Annotated in this window: 16 protein-coding genes; 9 read left to right on the top strand and 7 right to left on the bottom strand. The window is 35.7% G+C overall.

Annotated features, from left to right (window positions below; translation table 11 throughout):
• Positions 1-38: 38 nt before the first annotated feature.
• The gene (locus tag AB9K26_RS09330; protein WP_369972295.1) at positions 39-2,222 is read right to left on the bottom strand and encodes a T9SS type A sorting domain-containing protein; all 2,184 of its coding nucleotides are present in this window, start codon (positions 2,220-2,222) and stop codon (positions 39-41) included.
• A gap of 180 nt (positions 2,223-2,402) precedes the next feature.
• The gene (locus AB9K26_RS09325; protein WP_369972592.1) at positions 2,403-3,230 is read right to left on the bottom strand and encodes a flagellar motor protein MotB; all 828 of its coding nucleotides are present in this window, start codon (positions 3,228-3,230) and stop codon (positions 2,403-2,405) included.
• Between the two features lie 328 nt (positions 3,231-3,558).
• On the opposite strand from AB9K26_RS09325, the gene AB9K26_RS09320 reads away from it, so the two are divergent.
• Both AB9K26_RS09320 and AB9K26_RS09315 read left to right on the top strand, forming a co-directional pair.
• Positions 3,559-4,704: a hypothetical protein gene (locus tag AB9K26_RS09320; RefSeq protein ID WP_369972294.1), complete on the top strand. Its 1,146-nt coding sequence runs from the start codon at positions 3,559-3,561 to the stop codon at positions 4,702-4,704.
• 58 nt (positions 4,705-4,762) lie between these two features.
• On the top strand, positions 4,763-6,499 hold the full coding sequence (locus AB9K26_RS09315) for an adenylate/guanylate cyclase domain-containing protein (protein ID WP_369972293.1): 1,737 nt from the start codon (positions 4,763-4,765) through the stop codon (positions 6,497-6,499).
• Here AB9K26_RS09315 and AB9K26_RS09310 read toward each other — a convergent pair.
• Positions 6,496-7,119, bottom strand: a complete 624-nt coding sequence (locus AB9K26_RS09310; protein WP_369972292.1) for a YqaA family protein — start codon at positions 7,117-7,119, stop codon at positions 6,496-6,498. The two genes, AB9K26_RS09315 and AB9K26_RS09310, sit on opposite strands and share 4 nt — an antisense overlap.
• Before the next feature lie 564 nt (positions 7,120-7,683).
• A complete protein-coding gene (locus AB9K26_RS09305) occupies positions 7,684-8,757 on the bottom strand; it encodes a hypothetical protein (protein ID WP_369972291.1) in 1,074 nt (357 codons plus the stop codon).
• Between the two features lie 211 nt (positions 8,758-8,968).
• Between AB9K26_RS09305 and AB9K26_RS09300 the strand changes: the two genes are divergently transcribed.
• The 5 genes from AB9K26_RS09300 (at position 8,969) to AB9K26_RS09280 (ending at position 15,141) form a co-directional block, all read left to right on the top strand.
• Entirely contained in the window at positions 8,969-11,356 is a 2,388-nt protein-coding gene (locus AB9K26_RS09300; RefSeq protein ID WP_369972290.1) for a BspA family leucine-rich repeat surface protein, read from the top strand.
• Positions 11,357-11,441: 85 nt separating this feature from the next.
• Positions 11,442-11,894, top strand: coding sequence for a hypothetical protein (locus AB9K26_RS09295; RefSeq protein WP_369972289.1), 453 nt, complete (start codon positions 11,442-11,444; stop codon positions 11,892-11,894).
• 193 nt (positions 11,895-12,087) lie between these two features.
• Positions 12,088-12,879 (top strand): energy transducer TonB, encoded by a 792-nt coding sequence (locus AB9K26_RS09290; protein WP_369972288.1) that lies wholly within the window; start codon positions 12,088-12,090, stop codon positions 12,877-12,879.
• A 175-nt stretch (positions 12,880-13,054) separates the two neighbouring features.
• Positions 13,055-14,104: a hypothetical protein gene (locus AB9K26_RS09285; protein WP_369972287.1), complete on the top strand. Its 1,050-nt coding sequence runs from the start codon at positions 13,055-13,057 to the stop codon at positions 14,102-14,104.
• Complete coding sequence (locus AB9K26_RS09280) at positions 14,101-15,141, top strand: endonuclease (protein ID WP_369972286.1); 1,041 nt, start codon at positions 14,101-14,103, stop codon at positions 15,139-15,141. Before AB9K26_RS09285 ends, AB9K26_RS09280 begins: the two co-directional genes overlap by 4 nt.
• A 55-nt stretch (positions 15,142-15,196) precedes the next feature.
• On the opposite strand, the gene AB9K26_RS09275 is transcribed toward AB9K26_RS09280, so the two are convergent.
• Together AB9K26_RS09275 and AB9K26_RS09270 are read right to left on the bottom strand one after the other, a co-directional pair.
• On the bottom strand, positions 15,197-15,577 hold the full coding sequence (locus tag AB9K26_RS09275) for a hypothetical protein (RefSeq protein WP_369972285.1): 381 nt from the start codon (positions 15,575-15,577) through the stop codon (positions 15,197-15,199).
• A gap of 12 nt (positions 15,578-15,589) precedes the next feature.
• Positions 15,590-17,710 carry an elongation factor G gene (locus AB9K26_RS09270; RefSeq protein WP_369972284.1) on the bottom strand — a complete coding sequence of 707 codons (2,121 nt, stop codon included), beginning with the start codon at positions 17,708-17,710 and terminating at the stop codon, positions 15,590-15,592.
• 319 nt (positions 17,711-18,029) lie between these two features.
• On the opposite strand from AB9K26_RS09270, the gene AB9K26_RS09265 reads away from it, so the two are divergent.
• Positions 18,030-18,944: a peptidoglycan DD-metalloendopeptidase family protein gene (locus tag AB9K26_RS09265; protein WP_369972283.1), complete on the top strand. Its 915-nt coding sequence runs from the start codon at positions 18,030-18,032 to the stop codon at positions 18,942-18,944.
• Here AB9K26_RS09265 and AB9K26_RS09260 read toward each other — a convergent pair whose 3' ends face one another.
• Entirely contained in the window at positions 18,945-19,547 is a 603-nt protein-coding gene (locus tag AB9K26_RS09260; RefSeq protein ID WP_369972282.1) for a hypothetical protein, read from the bottom strand.
• 402 nt (positions 19,548-19,949) lie between these two features.
• On the opposite strand from AB9K26_RS09260, the gene AB9K26_RS09255 reads away from it, so the two are divergent.
• A complete protein-coding gene (locus tag AB9K26_RS09255) occupies positions 19,950-20,408 on the top strand; it encodes a hypothetical protein (RefSeq protein ID WP_369972281.1) in 459 nt (152 codons plus the stop codon).
• The last annotated feature ends 233 nt before the right edge of the window (positions 20,409-20,641 follow it).

The following is a 20,641-nucleotide window of genomic DNA, read 5'->3' as shown; positions in this document are numbered from 1 at the left end:
TATTTGATTGCAAAAGTACCTTATAGAATATGGTTTATCTAGTTTTTTACCACTTTTTTAACGAAAAGAATTTGGTCATACTCATCTGTAACTTGGGCAAAATACAATCCAGATTGTAAAGCTGTTAGCTGTAATTTTACATTGTGATCTAAGACTTTTGAAGTATAGACTTCCTTTCCATCCATTCCAAAAAGCCTCATATTAAATCTGAGTCCTTTAGGATTCGAAATCGAAAGTACATCAGTAAATGGAACAGGGTAAAAGCTTATGCTTTCTTCTAGAGTTACATTAGGAGTATTTAAGGTATCTTCAAAATAGTGAACAGCTAGATCAAAGGCTTCATTGCCTATTTTATCACCAATGATACGTCCGCGAATATCATCAATAGGCGGATGGATACCTCCCCAAATTCTAGACAAACTAGTTTGGTCTGACGCATCTTGATAGGTTGCCCATTGTAAGGTCATGCTTTCTGAAGGTCCTACCTCAAAAAATAGATAGTCATTTTGCGCAAAATCGAAAGTTCCCATACCTCCAGGAAAAAAGCGATCGCCTGTTAATCGTGTCAACACTTCAGCAGCAGCTCTTGAAAAAGTGGAGTGTCCTGAAAGATATCCTGCAAAAGGCGGTGTGACAAATGTAGCACGTTGATAAGGCCACCAATGCTCCCCTAAAATCCAATCAACACCAGCAATATCAGTTTCTGGATCATTTATAAAGTCTGGTCCACGCCAAGCATATATTTTTACTCTTCCTACATTTTCATTAGAACCACCAGCCAGTTCCTCTCCAGGTTGTACCAATTCTATTAATCCTGGAATCAATGGCAAACCATGCGGATCATAATTTGGCAAAGAGGCATTAGAGCTCTGGCCTTTTCCTGCCATGTAACGAATGGCTGAAATCGGACGAATATAATCGTAATATCCTTTGATTCCCCAAGTGGTAATCGCCACATCATGCATGGCTCCACCAAGTACCAAATAGGCTTTCACATCCCATTCCAGATCAGAAACCGTAGGTCCTTGTCCGCCAATTTTTTTAACCAACTCTGGATGGTCATTCACATAATTCAAAATGGTAAACCAATGTCCAGGTGGTGTTTCTGAATCTGGTCCATCTGCCCAAAACTCAGCCAAAACACGCGCATAATCGGCACGTTTTACAATGTTAGGAGCATATGGTAGTCCTGTTGACGGATTTAAAGCGTGACCTGTACTTGCATCGCCACCATTCATCATGTCATAAAAGTCTTTGTACTCTTCGAAGGTTTCAGGTAAATCTTCCAATGGAAAGTTTCCTTTTGCACCAGGAGAAATATCAATCATTGTTGGATCATTAGGATCTAAATGAGACGACCATGCTGCAACGAGTGAGAAATACCATTTGTAAGGATCATCTATACCATCTTCATTCGAGTTTTGAATGTAAGGAGGTGGACCTGGATCGTTGTAGACATAACTATCAAAACCATCATTTAGAATATCTAAATCATCTGTCGTCAAACAAAATGGCTTGACAGCTCCCCATTCCGGACTTAAAAACGCAGGTGTGCTTAAGGGTAGAGGGTTACCGCTTTGATCGATAAACACATCAAAAGCCAAAGGTTGCCATTTATTGGGATCAATATTGGTATTATCTTGATAAAGATCTAGTATCAGAGGAAAGTTATCAGGTGTATAATAATTGTTGGCATAATTAAACTGTTCATTGCTATTGTCCTGTAATCCAAAGGCAATCATTTCAGAAGCCATGTAATTACCTAAAGCTGCATAAGAGCCAGTACTGTAATCGGTAGAAGTCATATTTGGATCATACCCAAAACTTGTAAAATGGTCTTCAATTTCTTGTGTTATCACAACCACACCTGGTGCATTTTGAAATCTATGGTTGAGTAATCTATACATAGCATAACTCATGACCTCATGACGCGCTGCATCAATATCTGTAGGTGCTGCAATACCACTAAAAGCACAAGTGTAGTCATTGAATGTTTTACCCAAAAAAACAGTTTCCGCTTGACTATCAAAAACTGCCCAAGCGTCGTACATTAATACAGAACTATGAAATAAATTTCGGGCATGAACGGTTGGTCGTGCGAAATCGGAACGGATACCATCTAAAAGAACTTCATTCCACTGACGAGCAATGGACTCTTGACCAGAAACTATACAGTTAAAACCGAAAAGAACGCTACAGAGTAGAAGTGTAATTTTTTTCATTGTAAGCCAGCAGGTTAAAGGTTGTTTACCCAAAAATAGAAAAGTTTTTGATTACAGGAAATAAAGTTGAACCAACATCGATAAAAAGCTAATAGAATAGACTAGAAGAGCATAAAAAAAAGACTACTGCGTTAACAGTAGTCTTTCATGGATTAATTAACCATAATGTAAGGCTAAGTTTTACTCATTTGATGCCATCATAGCAAAAAACTTGTCAATATTTGGTAAAATCACGATTCGTGTTCTACGATTTTTAGCACGATTTTCTTTAGTGTCATTGTCTGCTAATGGCTGATAAAAGCTACGTCCAGCAGCTATTAATTTTTCTGGAGCAACGCCGTGGTCTTCTTGTAATTTTTTAACAACAGAAGTCGCACGAAGTACACTTAAATCCCAGTTGTCTTTTACAGCTGCGGAAGGCTTCATTGTTTTATTATCGGTATGGCCTTCCACCATAATATCTAGGCTTTCTTCAGAATTGACCACATCAGCAATTTTCTGAAGGATAGCACTTGCCTTATCACTTACTCTATAGCTTCCGAAGTCGAATAACATCTTATCGGAAATAGAGATCATGACTACGGTTTCCTCTATATTGACATTGATATCTTCATCTTCTTCAATGTTATCCATTGATTTCTTCAAATTAAATTGAAGCGCCAAGTTCATACTATCTTTTAAGGTTTTGGCAGTTGCTAAATACGCAGGAGGTACACTTTTAAGTGTTTCACGCATCATTTCCTTTTGTTTTTCAGAAATCACAACACCATCGGTTTGCACAAGTTTGGTGTTATTGTCTTCGGTAAGCGAGTTGATTTTAGCATTGTATTGGTCAACACGTTGCTGGATAGCGGCAAATTTAGCCTCGAGTTCTTCTTTCTCGACTTTGGTTTTGTTCAATTCACTTTTTAACTCTCCATTATCTTGTTCTAACGCCATGTATTTCTTTTTTGAAACACAAGCAGTCAATAATAATGCAGATACAACAATCAGTGAGATTCGTTTAATCATATGTTTTTTAGGTTTTGGTTATGACATATATACGTGAGCAAAACACCTTATAGATGTTAAAGGAATGTTTAAGTTATTAACGGCAAATTGTTGATATTTCTTTTTTTGCACATTCCCATATGCTATCTTACCGACGCTGGGTTAATTTGCATATTACAATAATAAGATGTAGCTTTATATTACCTCACTTGTACAGAACGCTTTCTTGTTTTGGTCATCCCACATTTACTAAAGCCTAGTTTTGAGACACTACTTTACTCAAAACTGCTTGCAGATTTCCGTTCTTATGTTTTGAGTTTGCTATTAACCAACTAAACATAAAATCATGAGTGCACAAGACGCTATTGTAACCCTAACCGTGGATACAGATAATATTTCTGAATCCAAAAAAAATTCTGCTGTAGTATTTACAGATAATGTAGGAGATCCTTCTGAAATTCCAGGAGATCCAGAAAGTTATGTGACCAGCATTTTTAAAAACCAAAACATCAGTTGGTTGGTTAAAGCTAAAAACGGAAGTTCACCTATAGTCATTCAAAATATTAAAAAAGAATTTGGTTTTGATTTGATTGAACACCCAAAGCGAGGAATACTATCCAATACTTATTCAGCACATGTAAAAAATGATGATTCTATCAAAATTGGTGATTCTGAACCTTACAGTATCACCATTGGCTTATCTGGATTTCGAGGTATTGCTGGAAATAATCAAAAGGGACCCATTACTTTTGTAGGAAGACAGATAGCCTATATGAATAATTATAATGTTAATTCCTGGAATGAAATTAAGTCTGCACCAATTGATGTAGAGGGTATTTGTGGTGAAAACAACTATGGCGTTATTGCGTATAGAGGTCAAACTGTAGTACATATGAATTATAACCAAACAGCTGAATGGGCTACTGTTGCTATGGCTCCTTTTGTTATTCAAGGTATTGCAGGAGACAACCTTAGTGGACCCGTTATTTTCAATGGCAAGCGAGTTGCCTATATGAATAGTTACGCTGAAAACAAATGGCATGAAATCGGAGCGGCACCATTTGAACTTGATGGTATTACGGGCGATAATAGAAATGGAATCATAGGATATGCTGGAAACAGAGTTGTGGTTATTTCAGATTATAACAAAAATAATTGGACTGAGGTTGAACCTGCACCATTTGACATTGAAGGTATTTCAGGACAGAATCCTACTGGACCGATTATTTATTCAGGAACACAAATTTCTTACATGAATAACTACATTGACAATAAATGGCATCCCGTTGGACCAGCACCTTTTATCATTGAAGGTATTTCTGGCAATAATGCCCTCGGATGCATTGTGTATTCAAAAGAAAACATCAAATACATGAGTAATTACAGTAAAAATATTTGGCATGATGTTAAAGACATTCCATTTAATCCAAATAGTTATACCATCGATCCTAGAATGAAGGTAAAAGGTGATGGTTCTATAAATCCTTATTAAATCTTTAATGCATCAACATTTTAAAGTACTTTCTATTTTTCTTTTCTTTTGTTTTCTAATGTCTGCCCAAGATCAGGATAGGGCAGATAGTCTGAAACAACAATATAGGGAAGGGGCTTATGATATATCAGAGTCTAAAATTCTGACCTTAATAACTGAAAATGAAACCAACCCAGATTCTATTTTAGTTTATGCTGATATTTTAATTGATAAGGCGGAAAGCTTTGATAAGAAAAGTATTGTTTCTCAAGCATATACCTATGGACATCTAGCAAGAGGCAATGCCATGCTTTCCAAAGGATATAACTCCGAAGCTATTGAAGCTTTTTTAAAAAGTTTAGACTATGCAGAAAAAGCAAAAGACAAGCGTTCTATCAGTTTTTTGCAAATTGCCATAGCAGATACCTATGCTGTGATGGAAAACCATGAAAGTGCTGGGAGGTATTATGAAAAGGGGATAGCATTACTAAGAAAAGAAAAGGACAATTTAAATTTAGCGATTGCATTGCTTAATTGTGGCGATTGGCTAATCACGACCAAAAACTATGACAAAGCCTTAGAGCATTTCGAGGAATCGAGTGAACTTTATGAAGGCTTGAATCATAAACTCGGATTGGCGTATAATTATGGAAATATAGGCATTGTTCACGCCGAACAAGGTAAGGATGAGCTAGCTGAAGATGACATCAACAAGGCAATGCATATCTTGGAAGAGTTGAAAGACTTTTACCCAATGTCTGTATATTTAACATATTTGGCTGATATTTATGCTGAAAAGGGCAATTTTGAACTCGCCTTCAAATATGCCGAAAGAAGTCTTGAATTGGCTGAAGTTTATGGACTCAAAGAGCAAATCAGTGATGCCAATCTGAAATTATCCCAACTTCACGAAGCTTCCGGTAATTATGACAAAGCTTTTCAGTATTATCAAACCCATATCATTTATAGAGATAGTGTAAGAAACATTCAAGGTGTTCAAAAAATAAGTAATGCGCTTACAAGTAAAGCGGAGAAAGAAGCTGAACTTGAACGAGAAAAACGAAAAACGCAGCGCATCATTCTGTGGTCCACAGTAGGTGTCTCATTACTAATAGCACTTTTGGCATTTAGTTTGTTCAAAACCAATAAAATCATAAAAACAGCACACAAGGCTATTGCAGAGGAGAAGCAGCGTTCCGACAAATTACTATTGAATATTTTACCCGAAGAAACCGCTCAAGAATTAAAAGATAAAGGTAAGGTCAAAGCCAAAAAATATCCGAAAGTCACGGTATTGTTCTCAGATTTTAAAGGTTTTACGAGTTATGCCGAGAATTTATTGCCAGAGCAATTGGTAGAAACCATAGACCATTACTTTTCCAAGTTTGATCTCATCATGGAAAAATACGGGTTAGAGAAAATAAAAACCATTGGAGATGCGTATATGGCAGCAGGTGGTTTAAGTTTAGACGATACCAATCAAGCCCATAAAATGATCTTGGCTGCTAGAGAAATGATTGCTTTTGTAAAACAGGTGCAACATGACGAGGATACAACCGCTGCGTTCGATATTCGTATTGGTATCAATACAGGATCTGTAGTGGCAGGAGTCGTAGGCACTAAAAAGTTTGCCTATGACATTTGGGGTGATACCGTAAATGTAGCCTCACGCATGGAAACCAATTCGGAACCAGGACGCATCAATATTTCAGAAAGCACATATCAACTGATCAAAGATGACTTTGAATGTGAGTATCGTGGCGAATTAGAGGTTAAGAATCGTGGACAATTAAAAATGTATTTTGTAAAAGATTAAATCACGTTAAAAATCACGATGCCGTAACCAAAAATACGCAACACTCTTAGGGAACCGTAATACATCACACGACTGAACGGATATTTAATAACACCAGCTGTCATACAAGACACGGCAAAAGGCAAAGGGAGTAAAGCACCGACGACAATTAGAAATCCGCCCCATTTTTTTGAATTTTGAAGCTGTTTCTTCATTTTAACTTCCATATAACGATGCATGGCAGGAATCTTTGTGCATAATTGGCCTAACCAATAAGACATCAAACCACCAGCATAGGATAAAACGGCTAGAATGCTCAAAAACATCCAAGGCGATGATAATTTTCCAGACCAGGCAATAAACATTTCAGGAGGTACAAGTCCAAAAATGGTTTCAGACAAAAAGAAGAAACCCAAGACACCATATACAGGTAAAATCGCTGTAAGACGTACTAAAGCCGCATTGATATCAAAAAACTGGTTGATTGTAACTATGGCTAGAACACAAACGACAACGTACGGAAGAACTTTTTTGACAGCATTCCATATAAAACTGTAAAAGCCAGTATATACATAATACTGATGCAGTAATTGCAAACGGGATTTCTTCGAAACGGAACGTGAATTGGTGGTAGGTTTCATTGTAGGTTAGGTTTAATAGTTGGTAATTTGGGTATCTCAAATTTAGGATTTGATTTTTAAAATGAAAGTTATTCTTTTATTTTTCGATGAAATGCACAGGCTGTTATTCTGATGTTTTAGATTAAAGCTTTTAATAATGAGGGAATGGGCTCTGAGAAACAAATATTTCTATTTTACATAATATAAATTATAGAACAAATACAATAATTGCGTAATAGCTCAGAATTGAGCTATTTGATATAATATCAGATATAACTTCGTGTAAGCGAATTATATCGATCAATATTATGTCAAGCAATTATGAATTTATTTTAGAAAGCAAAATATCTCACACATATAATCTAAACGTCATGCTGAACTTGTTTCACTATCTCAAACAAAAACCGCTAAAAAACAGGTCTTATAATTTCTTTATAACGGACTAACCTCCAGAAATTTTATAATACGGGATTCTCAAGCATTGATGAAATTCGTCATGCTGAACTTGTTTCAGCATCTCAAACAAAAACCGTAATATGAAACTGTCTTATGATTTCATTATAACAACTGGATTATGATTGCTAGTTAATTATCATCTTCATCTTCGTCATTATTAGAGTCATTGCCATTAATAGCGAGACTAAAACCTCCCACGAAACGTATAGAAAACATAAATTGGGTGTCTGTTAAACCTTCAATGTCACTTCTTGAAGAACCTCTAATACTCGGCATCGTAAACTCAGCAATTATATTATTTAATCTAAAGCCAAATGAAGGTTCAAATCCGCTAAAATTTTTGTTTTTTGTACCTAAGATCTGTTCGCGCAATAAATCATTACTTTTTGAAGATATATCTCCTGTAATATGTCTTGAACTATAATGAAGTCCAAGTCTCACGCTATACTTCCTTTTGTTTTTTTCATCTCTTATTTTATTGTTTGGAAGAAACTCATGAAATATACCAGCTCTAAAGCTTATAGCACCAGCATATCTACTTATATTATTTGTGCCATCATTAATATTCCATAGCATGTTTGAGGCATTTACCCTTACATTAGCACCACTAACTATTTTTGTGAACCAGCCTGGTTTATAATAGTTAAAAAAAACATTGGTGTTTATGAATATCGATTGTTTTGTACTAACAGGATTAAGAAGATAAGAACCAAATAACCGTTGATTGGTTACTTGTCCTGAATCAACTTCTGCAGTTAGTGAATCAATACTAGAAGCAACATTAATATAAGCCTCCATATCTAAACTTTCAACTAATCTATTTTCATAACCCTCTTTAAGTATACGATAGTCTGAATCTTCATCATTCGTCCACTTAAGAAAGTATCGTTCAAAAATAACGCCCAAACCAGCAGATCCTTGAAGATCTTCATTAGCTTCATTTATATTTTGTTGTAAATTTGCTGTACCAACAAAATCAATATGAAATTGATTTGGTCCATTTGTTGGAGTAGAAAATAGATTCTGTCTTTTTCCTTCCTCTTCTTCAGAAAAAGTATTTAGGTCTTCGTAATTAATTTCAAAAGCATTTAATTTGAAAGTATTTTCGTCAATCTTATTCTTATTTACATTAGAATCAGATTGGTCTATGTTCTGTGAAAACAGAGAACTTGAAATCAAAAAAAATAAGCAAAATCTTTTCATAATTTTTCGGTTTGTTTATACAATAAATAATGATATGAATTTGGCTTATGTCAAAACATACCCAATAATGGGTAAATTCTAAACAATAGATAATGAGATGTTTATTTGTAAATTATATAAGGTCATTTCTTCTAGTATCAATAGCATAATAGTTTTTTAAAAACCCTATCTTTCACAATTAAATTCTAATTTTACCACCAAAGCCTTTTCAATGCAAAGCCTATTCTCAAAACTTAATTTTATAATTCCATTCATTTTATGTGCAACGATTACATTAGCGCAAACCAATCCCGAAGTCAATTGTGATGTGCCTGCAACTTTTATGATTGGTGAATACGTCATTGAAGATTACAACGCTACCACAGGACCTTCAAATGGCACGAATAATTTTGAGCCTGGCACGTATATGGTGTCTGCAAATGGAAATACGCGAACCTTTCAAATACAAGTACTTCCCCTATTTGTCTTTAACGAGGTGACGGTCGAATTGAATTTAGATTGTGGTATCATTCAAATGACAGATATCAATACAAACCTCACTTGCTCTGGTCCGTCTCTACTCTTTGCTGGTACAACTGTGGCAGAGTCTACAACGTATGACTTAAATGATGATAACGAATTTATCATTAATTATATCGAAGATCCGCAAGGCTCTTGTGGTGGTCCATTCCTATCCTCTTTTAGAATGTATAGAGCTTGTGAGCCACCAGAAAATATTTCCTTTTCAAACGTGACGGCCTCCTCTATCGATATGCAATGGACAGACACCAGCGATACCCAAAATAACGATAGTTCTTATACCATAGAATATGGTGTTCAAGGATTTACATTGGGTAGCGGACAAACCATTAGTGATATTTCTGCTGATCAATGGACCATCGATAACTTACAAGCCGATACTATGTATGATTTCTATATTTGGACGGCTTGCACAGCAACCAATACAAGTACCGTTTTAGGGCCTTTTTCGCATGGCACCTTTGTCAATCCTGTTTTTGAAGTAGATGCCAATGGTGTGACCTGTTTATGTGTGAATGCCAATATTGGTGATTCTGGAACCGTTACGATTAATGGCCAACAAATGACCTTTACTAAAAGAAGTCGTTCGCAATTGTTAGAGCTTATTGAAAATGATGTCAACGATCCCGAAATTGCACTAACCTGTACGACTGCTATTCAGGATTTGTCGTATGTATTTCAAAATCGAACCAATTTCAATCAGGATATCTCCACTTGGGATGTGTCTAATGTAAGCACTATGGAAGGCCTATTCTATAATGCATATGATTTCAATCAAGATCTTCAGTATTGGAATGTGGCAAACGTTACAAACATGTCCTACTTGTTCTATGTTGATTTTGACGTTGATCCTCCCTATTCCGCATTCAATGGAAACATAACAACTTGGGACGTGTCGAGTGTAACGAATATGAGTCACATGTTTGAATGTGCAAGGGTTTTTAATCAAGATATTGGCGGATGGGATGTGTCTAATGTGACAACGATGAGTTATATGTTCAGTCGCGCAGCAGATTTTAATCAGGATATTAGCCTGTGGGACGTTTCAAGTGTAACCAGTATGAGTCACATGTTCAGGATGGCAAGTGCGATAAACTGGCCCAACAGTGAATTCAATATGCCGCTCAACAACTGGGATGTGTCTAACGTTAATAATATGTCACATATGTTTGAAGTCTGTTATGGATTTAACCAACCTTTGAACAATTGGAATGTTTCCAATGTTTATGATATGAGCTCTATGTTTTATAGAGCAGTCGATTTTAATCAGGATATTAGTATGTGGGACGTTTCCAATGTGGTAGATATGTCAGACATGTTTGGAGGCACATCCGATTTCAATCAACCACTTAACCCATGGGATGTTAGTAATGTCATCTGGATGGAAGCCATGTTTTCACACGCCTCTGATTTTAATCAGCCTTTGAATAATTGGGATGTGAGCAGTGTCATAGACATGCAATACATGTTTCTAGGTTCTGGAAGTTTTGACCAATCACTCAATGATTGGGATGTGAGCAATGTGACGCACATGGGTTCTATGTTTTTAAGCTCTGTGTACAACCAAGCCTTAAACGATTGGGATGTCAGTAACGTAACCCGAATGGAAGGCATGTTTGCCAGCGGAAGCCTGTTCAATCAACCTATTGGTGATTGGGATGTTAGTAGTGTCACATTAATGGATGCGATGTTTTCCAACAGTCCGTTTAATCAGGATATTTCGGGTTGGTGTGTTGAGCAGTTCCCTATCGAACCTGGAGCATTTTCGTTTGCTTGTCCGTTATTGGAAGAATACAAACCTAATTGGGGTGAAGCTTGTACTTTGAGCTTAGCTGAAAATAACATAGATACTTTTAAAATCTATCCGAATCCTGTTCAGGATATAATTTACATTGATAGCAATGCGCTTGGCAATGATTTCCAAATAGACATCTTTGATCTTTCAGGAAAAACCATCTATAAACAACAACTTGAGGCAACAATAACTGCAATGGATTTAAAATTTTTGGATACAGGAATGTACTTCATAAAAATCTACAATGCCGATTCTGTAGAGGTAAAACGATTTATTAAAGAGTAAGGATTCATACAAAACCTCTTAAAATACTATTAAAGTCTTTGGATGTTTCCATAAATAGTATAGATTGTATACTTAAGCAATTATTATGGACGATATGATGTTTAACACACCAACAAATCAACTTATTTGTATCTATGCTGGAGAGACTTCCTTTACAAAGCAATTAGATGTCTATTTAAAATCATTAGAAAAGAAAGTATTATCTATCGATATCACTAAAACCATGCCTACAGACACCCAATGGCATGATATTGCCATACGCTTAGGTGTGAGTTTAAAGGATTTGATGCATTCCAATTGGATTAAGGAGTTTAACGCCACTACAGACTATTCCGAGGAAAGTCTCGTTAAGATTCTGGCCAATAATCCTGAAGCCTTGAAAGGCGCCATTGTCATGGAAGAAAATCGTATTGAACACATCACCAGTTACAATGAAATATTGAAATTTACTGGTGTAGATTCTGCAGGACTGGAAAAAACACCGTATACCGATGATCCGACGACCTCAAATCAGACTAAGGACGATACATTTATCTAAAATTTTAGCTTAAAGTCTCCATTTTCATGCGATTTTTGATTTCATCGTTTTTAGTTTAAAACAACTGAAAATCAATTAATTACTTATTAAAATTGCTTTATTGACAAACTTTTGACACTTTTTTGACATCGGTTTGACACTCTGAATGGATTATGCCTTTAGTTTAGCATCTGAATCAAAAAATCTATTCATCATGAAAAAACAAACACTTATTATCGCAACCGTAATTTTCACCATTACTGTTGGTAGCTTGGTTTATTTCAACACAACAACCGAATCGGTATCAAATCCTTCCAATGATACCTTGGCAAATTTAGACCAGAATATGGTAATTCCTGAAGCCAATCCTGATTTTGCTTATCACGTGGGCACACGTTTTTCTCCAATTACCAAATCTGAAATCGATAAAGCCACAACTATTGCTTCCTTTATTGATGAAGACGTTATGAAAGACATTGTCAGTATACAATCGACAAAACTGAGTTATTTTGTTGATGAACAATATACAGAAGAAAGTATCTTCGGTTCCACAATGAGTTTTAACGAAGCACAAAAAGCATTTTTAAAAACGGCTGGATTTTCAACCAATTTCGCGTTCCGTGTCGATTATGAGGAAAAGAATCCTGAAACAGGGAAATTACAACACAATTATCGATCACCTCACATGACCATAGTTCCTGAAACACAAGCCAAATATGCTGAAGGTGATGAGGCACTTCTCTCCTATTTAAAGCAAAATAGTCTGCATCTTACTGCTAATACTAGTAAGCATGATCTTAAAGCTGCAAAACTATTCTTTACAGTTTCAAAAAATGGAACGATCAAAAATGTCAGATTAGATAGCACTTCAGGCTACGCTGATATTGACCAAACCATGATGAAACTTATTGAATCCACTCCTGGTAAATGGATTCCTGCAAAAAATAGCAACAATGAAAATGTCGATCAGGAATTGGTCATTTCTTATGGAATTTTAGGGTGCTAAAACATCATATCATCATCTATTTTGAAAGGTCATTTTTTAAATGGCCTTTTTTATTTTTGATTCCGTAGACTATGTTCTATACGCTAACGATTCATCGGATTTTCTGCTCAGATAAACTGCTCGTTATTCTTAAAAACACCTGTCTATTTATATTTGCTCGTAATCCCTTTTACGTTTGAATAAGTATTTAGTTTTCGTATTTCTATTCGTTCAATTCTCTTATGCCCAAGTCGGAATTGGAACTTCAACACCAGATCCTTCTGCTATATTGGATATTAGTTCTACAGAAGGTGGTTTGCTATTACCTCGAATGAATTTATCACAGCGAAACAGCATTACCAATCCAGCTACTGGATTACTGATTTATCTTATTGAAGGATCTCAACAATGCCTTCAGGTATATAATGGGACGGAATGGGAAAACATTTATTGTCCAACTACAAACACAGTTCCTGTAGCTACTAATCTAAACATAAGTGGCACTTTCAGTATTGGTAATACCATTACAGGAACTTATGATTATGTAGACAATGAAGGAGATTTGGAAGGCACGTCCTTATTTCAATGGTATCGTGCTGATGATGCTTCAGGAACCAATGAAACACAAATAACTTCTGAAACCAATTTAAATTATACCATTACTGCAACCGATAATGGTAAATATCTATCTTTTGGAGTTACTCCTGTAGCGCAAACAGGAGCCTTGGTTGGTTCTGAAGTAAAAAGCAGTTATAATGGTCCTGTTGGAAGTACCTCTAACGTTGCTAGAATCAATGAGTTTCATTATGATAATTCTGGAACCGATGTCAACGAATTTATTGAAATTAGAATTACCGAAAATCTAGCCAATCAGCCTAGTGATTTGTCATTGTACAGTGTTGTCTTATACAATGGGACAGACCAAACGGATTACAATTCAGAAACTCTGGATAACATGACCCAAACTTGTGATGGCTCCAATTGTTATTATGTTTGGGATGTGTCCATTCAAAATGGTGCACCAGATGGCATTGCTTTAAGTGGTCCATCCGGTTTAATTGAATTCATTAGCTATGAAGGCGCTTTTACAGCTGCAACTTCTATTGCGATCGGAACGGCAAGCTCAGATATTGGTCTTTCAGAAACTTCCTCAACAACTGCTAATGGCTCTATTGAACGTACCAATGCCAATGGATGGACTTCCAACGCCAATGCTAATACAAAAGGATCCGCCAATAGCTTATGAGAAAGAATGCATCCTTATATTTGACTGTGTTCTTGTTGTTGGGCCTTCAACTCTATTCACAAGTTGGTGTTAATACCTCTAATCCAGATGCCTCTGCTGCTCTTGATATTTCAAGTACGTCTCAAGGTGTTTTACCTCCTAGAATGACCAGTGTTGAGCGTGATAATATTTCAGTTAGTACTTCAAGTGCTGGCTTGGTCATTTACAACACAGACACCAACAGATTAAACGTTTTTGATGGCACACGTTGGCATGCTATTTCAACCAATGCCACTGTACTTATTTGTCCGACAGCTACAACCTTAAATGAATTTTTACTCTGCATTCAAAATAACTATACACCAGATCAAACCCTTGGTTACGGACCAGCTAGAGATGCTTTATATGGTTCTATTGATGTTAATTCAAGTACCCAAGAACTCAAAGGCATCTATTCAGAGTTTACTATTATCATGGATTATTCTTCAGATCCTGATCCGAGTACACATGCCTTGAACATGGGTATCAATACCGAACATGCCTTTCCACAAAGTATGGGAGCTGGTGATGAACCAGCAAGAAGCGATATGTTCAATATTTTCCCATGCCGAATCGAAGTGAATTCCTCACGTAGTAATTGTCCGTTTAATGATAATGTAGATACTGATACCGAGTCTTGGTTTTATCTCAATCAAGAGCTTAATACCATTCCCACAGTAGATATTGATAAGTATGCTGAAAAAGATAATGATGCTGTTTATGCAACGCTTCAAGCGAGTCAGCAATGCAGTTTTGAACCTAGGGAAGACAAAAAAGGAGATATCGCCAGAGCCATTTTTTATTTCTACGCCATTTACCATCCTACAAATCAAAATACCTATCTTTCTTATGCCGATACAGCTTTCTTTGATGCCATGATAACCACACTCTTACAATGGCATCAAGATGATCCAGTTGACCAAGAAGAAATGGACAGAAATAACGCTATTAAACTACTACAAGGTAATGACAACCCATTCATTATAGATGCGACCTTAGCATTGAGAATGTATAATTAAAAAGCCACAAGTCCCTCAAACCTGTGGCTTTTCGAATCATAAAAAATAAACCCAATTAGAGTACTTCTAAAAAATAATCCATCATCTCCTCTTTGAGGTCATAATGTAATTTAATATAAGTACGCATATCTTCTTTCAATGTGTGTTGTTCGTTTTGGAAACGCCCAGTAATGTTTTCATTCAAATCCACACGATTTAAGTTTGCCAATTTATTTCGGCAACGATGTTTTAATTTTGAAATGGCATCTTTTTCAATCATAATGCGGTTTTGGAAATTTTCCAATTTGATCATCACCATTGGATCTTGTTCTCTACTTGCGATTTCCTCTAATTTTTCCTGAAACGTATCCATTTCATTGAAATGAAACTGAAGCTCACGTTTCCAGGTTTCAACATTAAATCTCAAATCGCTTAAATACATGACTTTACTTTGCATATCGTTTAGTTTTTATACGGTTATTGTTTGTTGTTTTTCTATAAGTTCTTTTTGAATGTGGTTTGGCACGGCGTTATAGCCTTCAAATTTTGCACTATAGGTCGCACGACCTTGAGTGGCCGAACGCAACTGACTTGAAAAATCACTTAATTCAGCTGTTGGAATCACACACTTTAAAATTTGATAATGGGCTTCAGAATCGATTCCCTGAATGATAGCACGACGGCTTTGTAATTCGGTCATCACATTTCCAACCATAGCTTCCGGAACCCGAAGCGACATAAGTTCTGTTGGTTCCAATAGTTTTGGATTCGCATTTAAAAAGGCTTCCTTAAAGGCATGTGCTCCAGCAATCTTAAATGAAATATCATTGGAATCTACAGCATGCATCTTACCATCATAAACCATAACTCTGATATCTCTGATATAGGAGTTAGTCAATGGTCCAGATTCCATGACTTCCAAAATACCTTTCATAATTGAAGGCAAATAACGCTGATCAATCACACCACCAACGATGCAATTATAAAAGACCAGTTTACCTTCCCAAGGCAAATCAATTTCTTCTCGTCCTCTTATGGAAAAGCCTTCAGGTTCTGGCATACCTTCATAATATGGCTCAATTTTTAAATGTACTTGTCCGAATTGACCTGAACCACCACTCTGCTTTTTATGTCTGTAATTAGCCGTAGCACTACGTTGAATGGTTTCTCGATAGGAAATTTTTGGAGTTTCAAACTTTGGTTCCACATTATAGATATGTTCCAAAATCCAAGTAATTGTCGCTAGATGTAATTCTCCTTGTGTTCCAACTAAGGTTTGTTTGGTTTCATTATTATAGCTAATATCGACCGTTAAATCTTGGCTGTGGATACGCTTTAAGGCGTCACTTAATCGCTCTTCTTCTGTAGAAGAATTGGCGCTCACGGATTTTACTAATCTTGGCTGTGGAAACTTAATCGGTTTGATAGTACCACTTTCAGCTTTAGTAGCTAAAGTGTCATTAGTATCTGTGAACTTTAATTTTGTAGTTGCTCCTATATCACCTACAGTAAGTTTATTAACTGCATGTTTTTCCTTCCCATCCATAATAAAGAGCTGATTGATGCTTTCTTGTTCTCCTGTTCTGGTATTATAAAGTTTATCGTTAACATGCACTTCTCCAGACATGACCTTAAAGAAGGTCAGCTGTCCTAAGTTTGGTTGGTAAATGGTTTTGAAGATGAATAAAGACGCATCGGCATCGACTTTAGGAGAGACTAAATCTCCTTCCAAGGTTTGTTCGGGTTTTAAATCGGCAGCAGCTGGAGCCACATTATCAATAAAGCCCATAAGTCGACCCGTTCCCATATCATTTAAAGCTGATACACAAAATACAGGGAACAAATCATGGTTCAACATGCCGAGTTTAATGCCTTGTCGCATTTCGTCTTCATTCAAGGTTCCTTTTTCAAAATAAAGCTCCATTAAGGCTTCATCATTTTCAGCAGCTTTTTCTACCAATTCATTATGTAGTTGATTGGCATAATCTATTTCATCCTCTGGAATTGGCAACTTTTCTGGCTTACCACCTTCTGGTCCGAACTTGTAACATTTCATTTTAAGGACATCAATAATACATTGTGCACCATCAATCTTTTTTGGATATTGAATTAAAACAGCATTATTACCAACGAGCTCTTTCAAACTATTAACACTAGCCTCATAGTTAGCTTTCTCACTATCAATTTTATTGATAACAAATAAAGTTGGCTTATGATAACGATCAACGTAATTCCAAATAATTTCTGTACCAATATCTGCTCCATGTTTTGCATTTATAACCGTTACAATGGTGTCAGCCACACGAATAGACGACATGATTTCACCAATAAAATCATCTAATCCAGGTGTGTCAATAATATTTATTTTATAGTTACGCCATTCTGTATGCAAAGGCGTCGCAAAAACGGAAGCACCACGTTGGTGCTCAAATTCATGATAGTCTGATACGGTATTTTGTTGCTCTACAGTACCACGTCTGTTAATAAGTCCAGCCTCAAAGAGCATGGTTTCAGACAAAGTGGTCTTTCCAGAGCGATGGGCTCCTACAAAGGCCACGTTTTTAATGTGTTTGTTATCAAATACTTTCATGTGATAAAATTTTGAAGTTAGAAGACATATGAGATTCCTTGTCTTGCCGAGTTGGCGTTCTGATATGTAAATAGGAATACATCATACAAAAAATAAGAAGTGAAAATAAACGCAAATGCTTTGAAGCATTAACAGTATTAAAGATACGAAATGCAATGCGGACAAAACATGACTTTCGTTAGGTTTTGAAAAGATTTTTTGAGCTTCAAAACAAATCAAACAATACAGTTAGGTCGTCACTAACAATACATTAACAGTTTTTTCGTTTTTTATCATTATATTCGGCAATCAAAAAAAATTAGTAGCATTAATTACATTTATGAAATCACTCTTGACCTGCCTCCTAACTGTAGCCTCACTAAGTGTATTTTCCCAAAAACAACCTGAACTTAAAGTTGTAGATGACTTTGAATTTGAGATCATAGAGCGCACAGAATTAGATATCCAACCAGAAAAAATCATTGAAAACAGTACTCTTCCCATAGACCTTAAAGCTGCACATTGGGATCATACTGTGTACAATCCGTTCAAGGAAGAAGTCGTAATATTTCCAATTCATCTGACTTTTAAAGATAGTACGTATGCCACACCTATAAAAAAAGATAAGGTGGTTACTTCTCGTTATGGCTGGAGACGTGGAAGAGCACACAAAGGAATTGATATTGATTTAGTTACAGGTGATAGTTTATTTGCCATGTTTGATGGTATCGTGAGAATGTCACGCTATTCTAGAGGTCATGGTCGAACCGTCGTACTTCGTCATTACAATGGTCTTGAAACAGTGTATGCACATCTCTCTCAATATGGTGTCAAAGAAAATGATACCATTAAAAAGGGACAATATATTGGTAAAGGTGGTGTTTCAGGAAATGCCAGAGGCAGTCATTTACATTTGGTTATCAACTACAAAGGAATTTCCATTAATCCAGAATACCTTTTCAAATTTGATGATAACAATACCATCCGATCAAAAAATATCTGGATCACTCAAAAATGGACGCGGCCTTATGTTCACAATTCTAAACGCCAAAGTAAGATTCAACCCTTGCTAACCGAAGAAGATGCTATTGCTAGTTTACAAAAACAAAGCAAGGTCTATATTGTAAAACGTGGTGATACCCTATCTCGAATTTCTCAACGCAATAACGTTTCTATTGCATCCATCTGTAAGACGAATGCAATTAATAGGAATTCGGTGATCAAGCCAGGTCAAAAACTCGTTATTGAACAGTAATTATTTGGTAATATCTTTCTGAAGTACAATATCTCGCTCAGCAATCAAAACATCACCTTTTTTGACAGGCTTAAGTATACGGTCTGTATCATTTTGCTTAGCGATTCGCTTTCTACACGATTTTGACAAATACGGATCGTCTTCAAATAAAAAGGAAGTGATTTCATAATCATCAGTTCCTGGTGCTTTTACAATTGGATACAATTGTTGCAATTCTTTAAAACGTCTGTTATTCCCAGGAATATAAGTGTAGAATGTATAAGTACCATCAGCATCGGTTTTTACCCATCCTCTATTATGAACGTAACGCTTTCCATTGTGATAACGTAAATCGAAATCGCCGTATTCATCTGGTTGTTCAATATAAAGCACTACATCTTTAGCTGGAGTTACTCCATCGCTTAAATAGATAGTACCTGTAATCTTGATTGGATTTTCTTTCGATTCGTATCCAGGAATCGTTGCGGTATTCGAGATAGTAGTTTCATCGTAATCGTATACTGGACTTCCTTCGATAAAATCAACTGAAGAATTTTGAGCTTTAAGAGCGACTGAAGTTCCTAAGGACAAACATAAAATAAGAATAGAAAAAACTGTTTTCATAAGGTTAAGTATTTGAGATTAACCAAATGTCTAACAATCAGTTCATAACACCATAAATATCTTATTAACGTATTTATTCTCCGACAAACCGAAATGACATGCAAAAAATATCGGTGAAATGATCAAATTTAATTTTGAAAATTATAACGTCTTCTACAACTTTTTTCAAATACAAGATTCAATTTTTACATACTTTTTTTGACAAAACAGATTTTAAAAACTCAAAAAAACACATCTGTTATTCATCGTAAAAAAATGCATTTTATCTAGTATTTACGCACTTTATCCAAGAAATATGCATTTCATGCGTTAAAATATTTTACAAAAAATCTTCAAAATAAGTTGTTTTTTTTAATAAAATGTATAGTTTTGTTTCACCTAGAACTACTAAACACCCCAAAAATGAGAACAAAATCTACTGTATTAATCGCTGTTTTTTTCCTTATGGTAGGAACTGCTTTTGCACAAAAAGGAAAGAAAAATACCTCAATGAACATAATTAGTGGAAAGGTTAATATTTCCAAATACCATAGTTTTGAAGAGTTAGATCAGATGACTAAAGGTGACTTATTGGATTTATATACTGAACGCATCAAAGTAATTGTCAATATTCTCCCTAATATTGCTTTTGCAACAAAACCTGGAATCACCATGGAAGATTTAGGGATTCCGGAAACCAAGGAAAACAAAAAAGCATTGGAAAATAATATTGAAGCCTCAGAAGGCTATTTTGATAGTACCATTGCCTTTCAAAAATCGATCTTACCATACTCTGATACACGTGATCTGATTGCCGCAATTTTGTTTTACGAAGAAACTTTAAAATCGCTACATACGTATAATGATTTCAAAACGGATTGATATCCATTTTCACAACTAAAAAAACCTCGAAATATTCGAGGTTTTTTTTGCATTATAACTTCTTATTCAATGCATTGATACTAGGTAATTTAACTAAACCTATCTAATTTATGTAAGTTTTTTAATTCGTTTTGTAGGAAAAATACTTTTTTTCTTAAAATATATTACACTTTATCGATATTTTTTGCATTTAGGGTGTAATCTTTATAAGTTTGAGTATAAATATAAATGCC

This window comes from Psychroserpens sp. XS_ASV72 (genome assembly GCF_041224425.1).
In the GTDB taxonomy this organism is placed as follows: Bacteria; Bacteroidota; Bacteroidia; order Flavobacteriales; family Flavobacteriaceae; genus Psychroserpens.
This window is presented reverse-complemented; position numbering and strand designations above follow the sequence as displayed.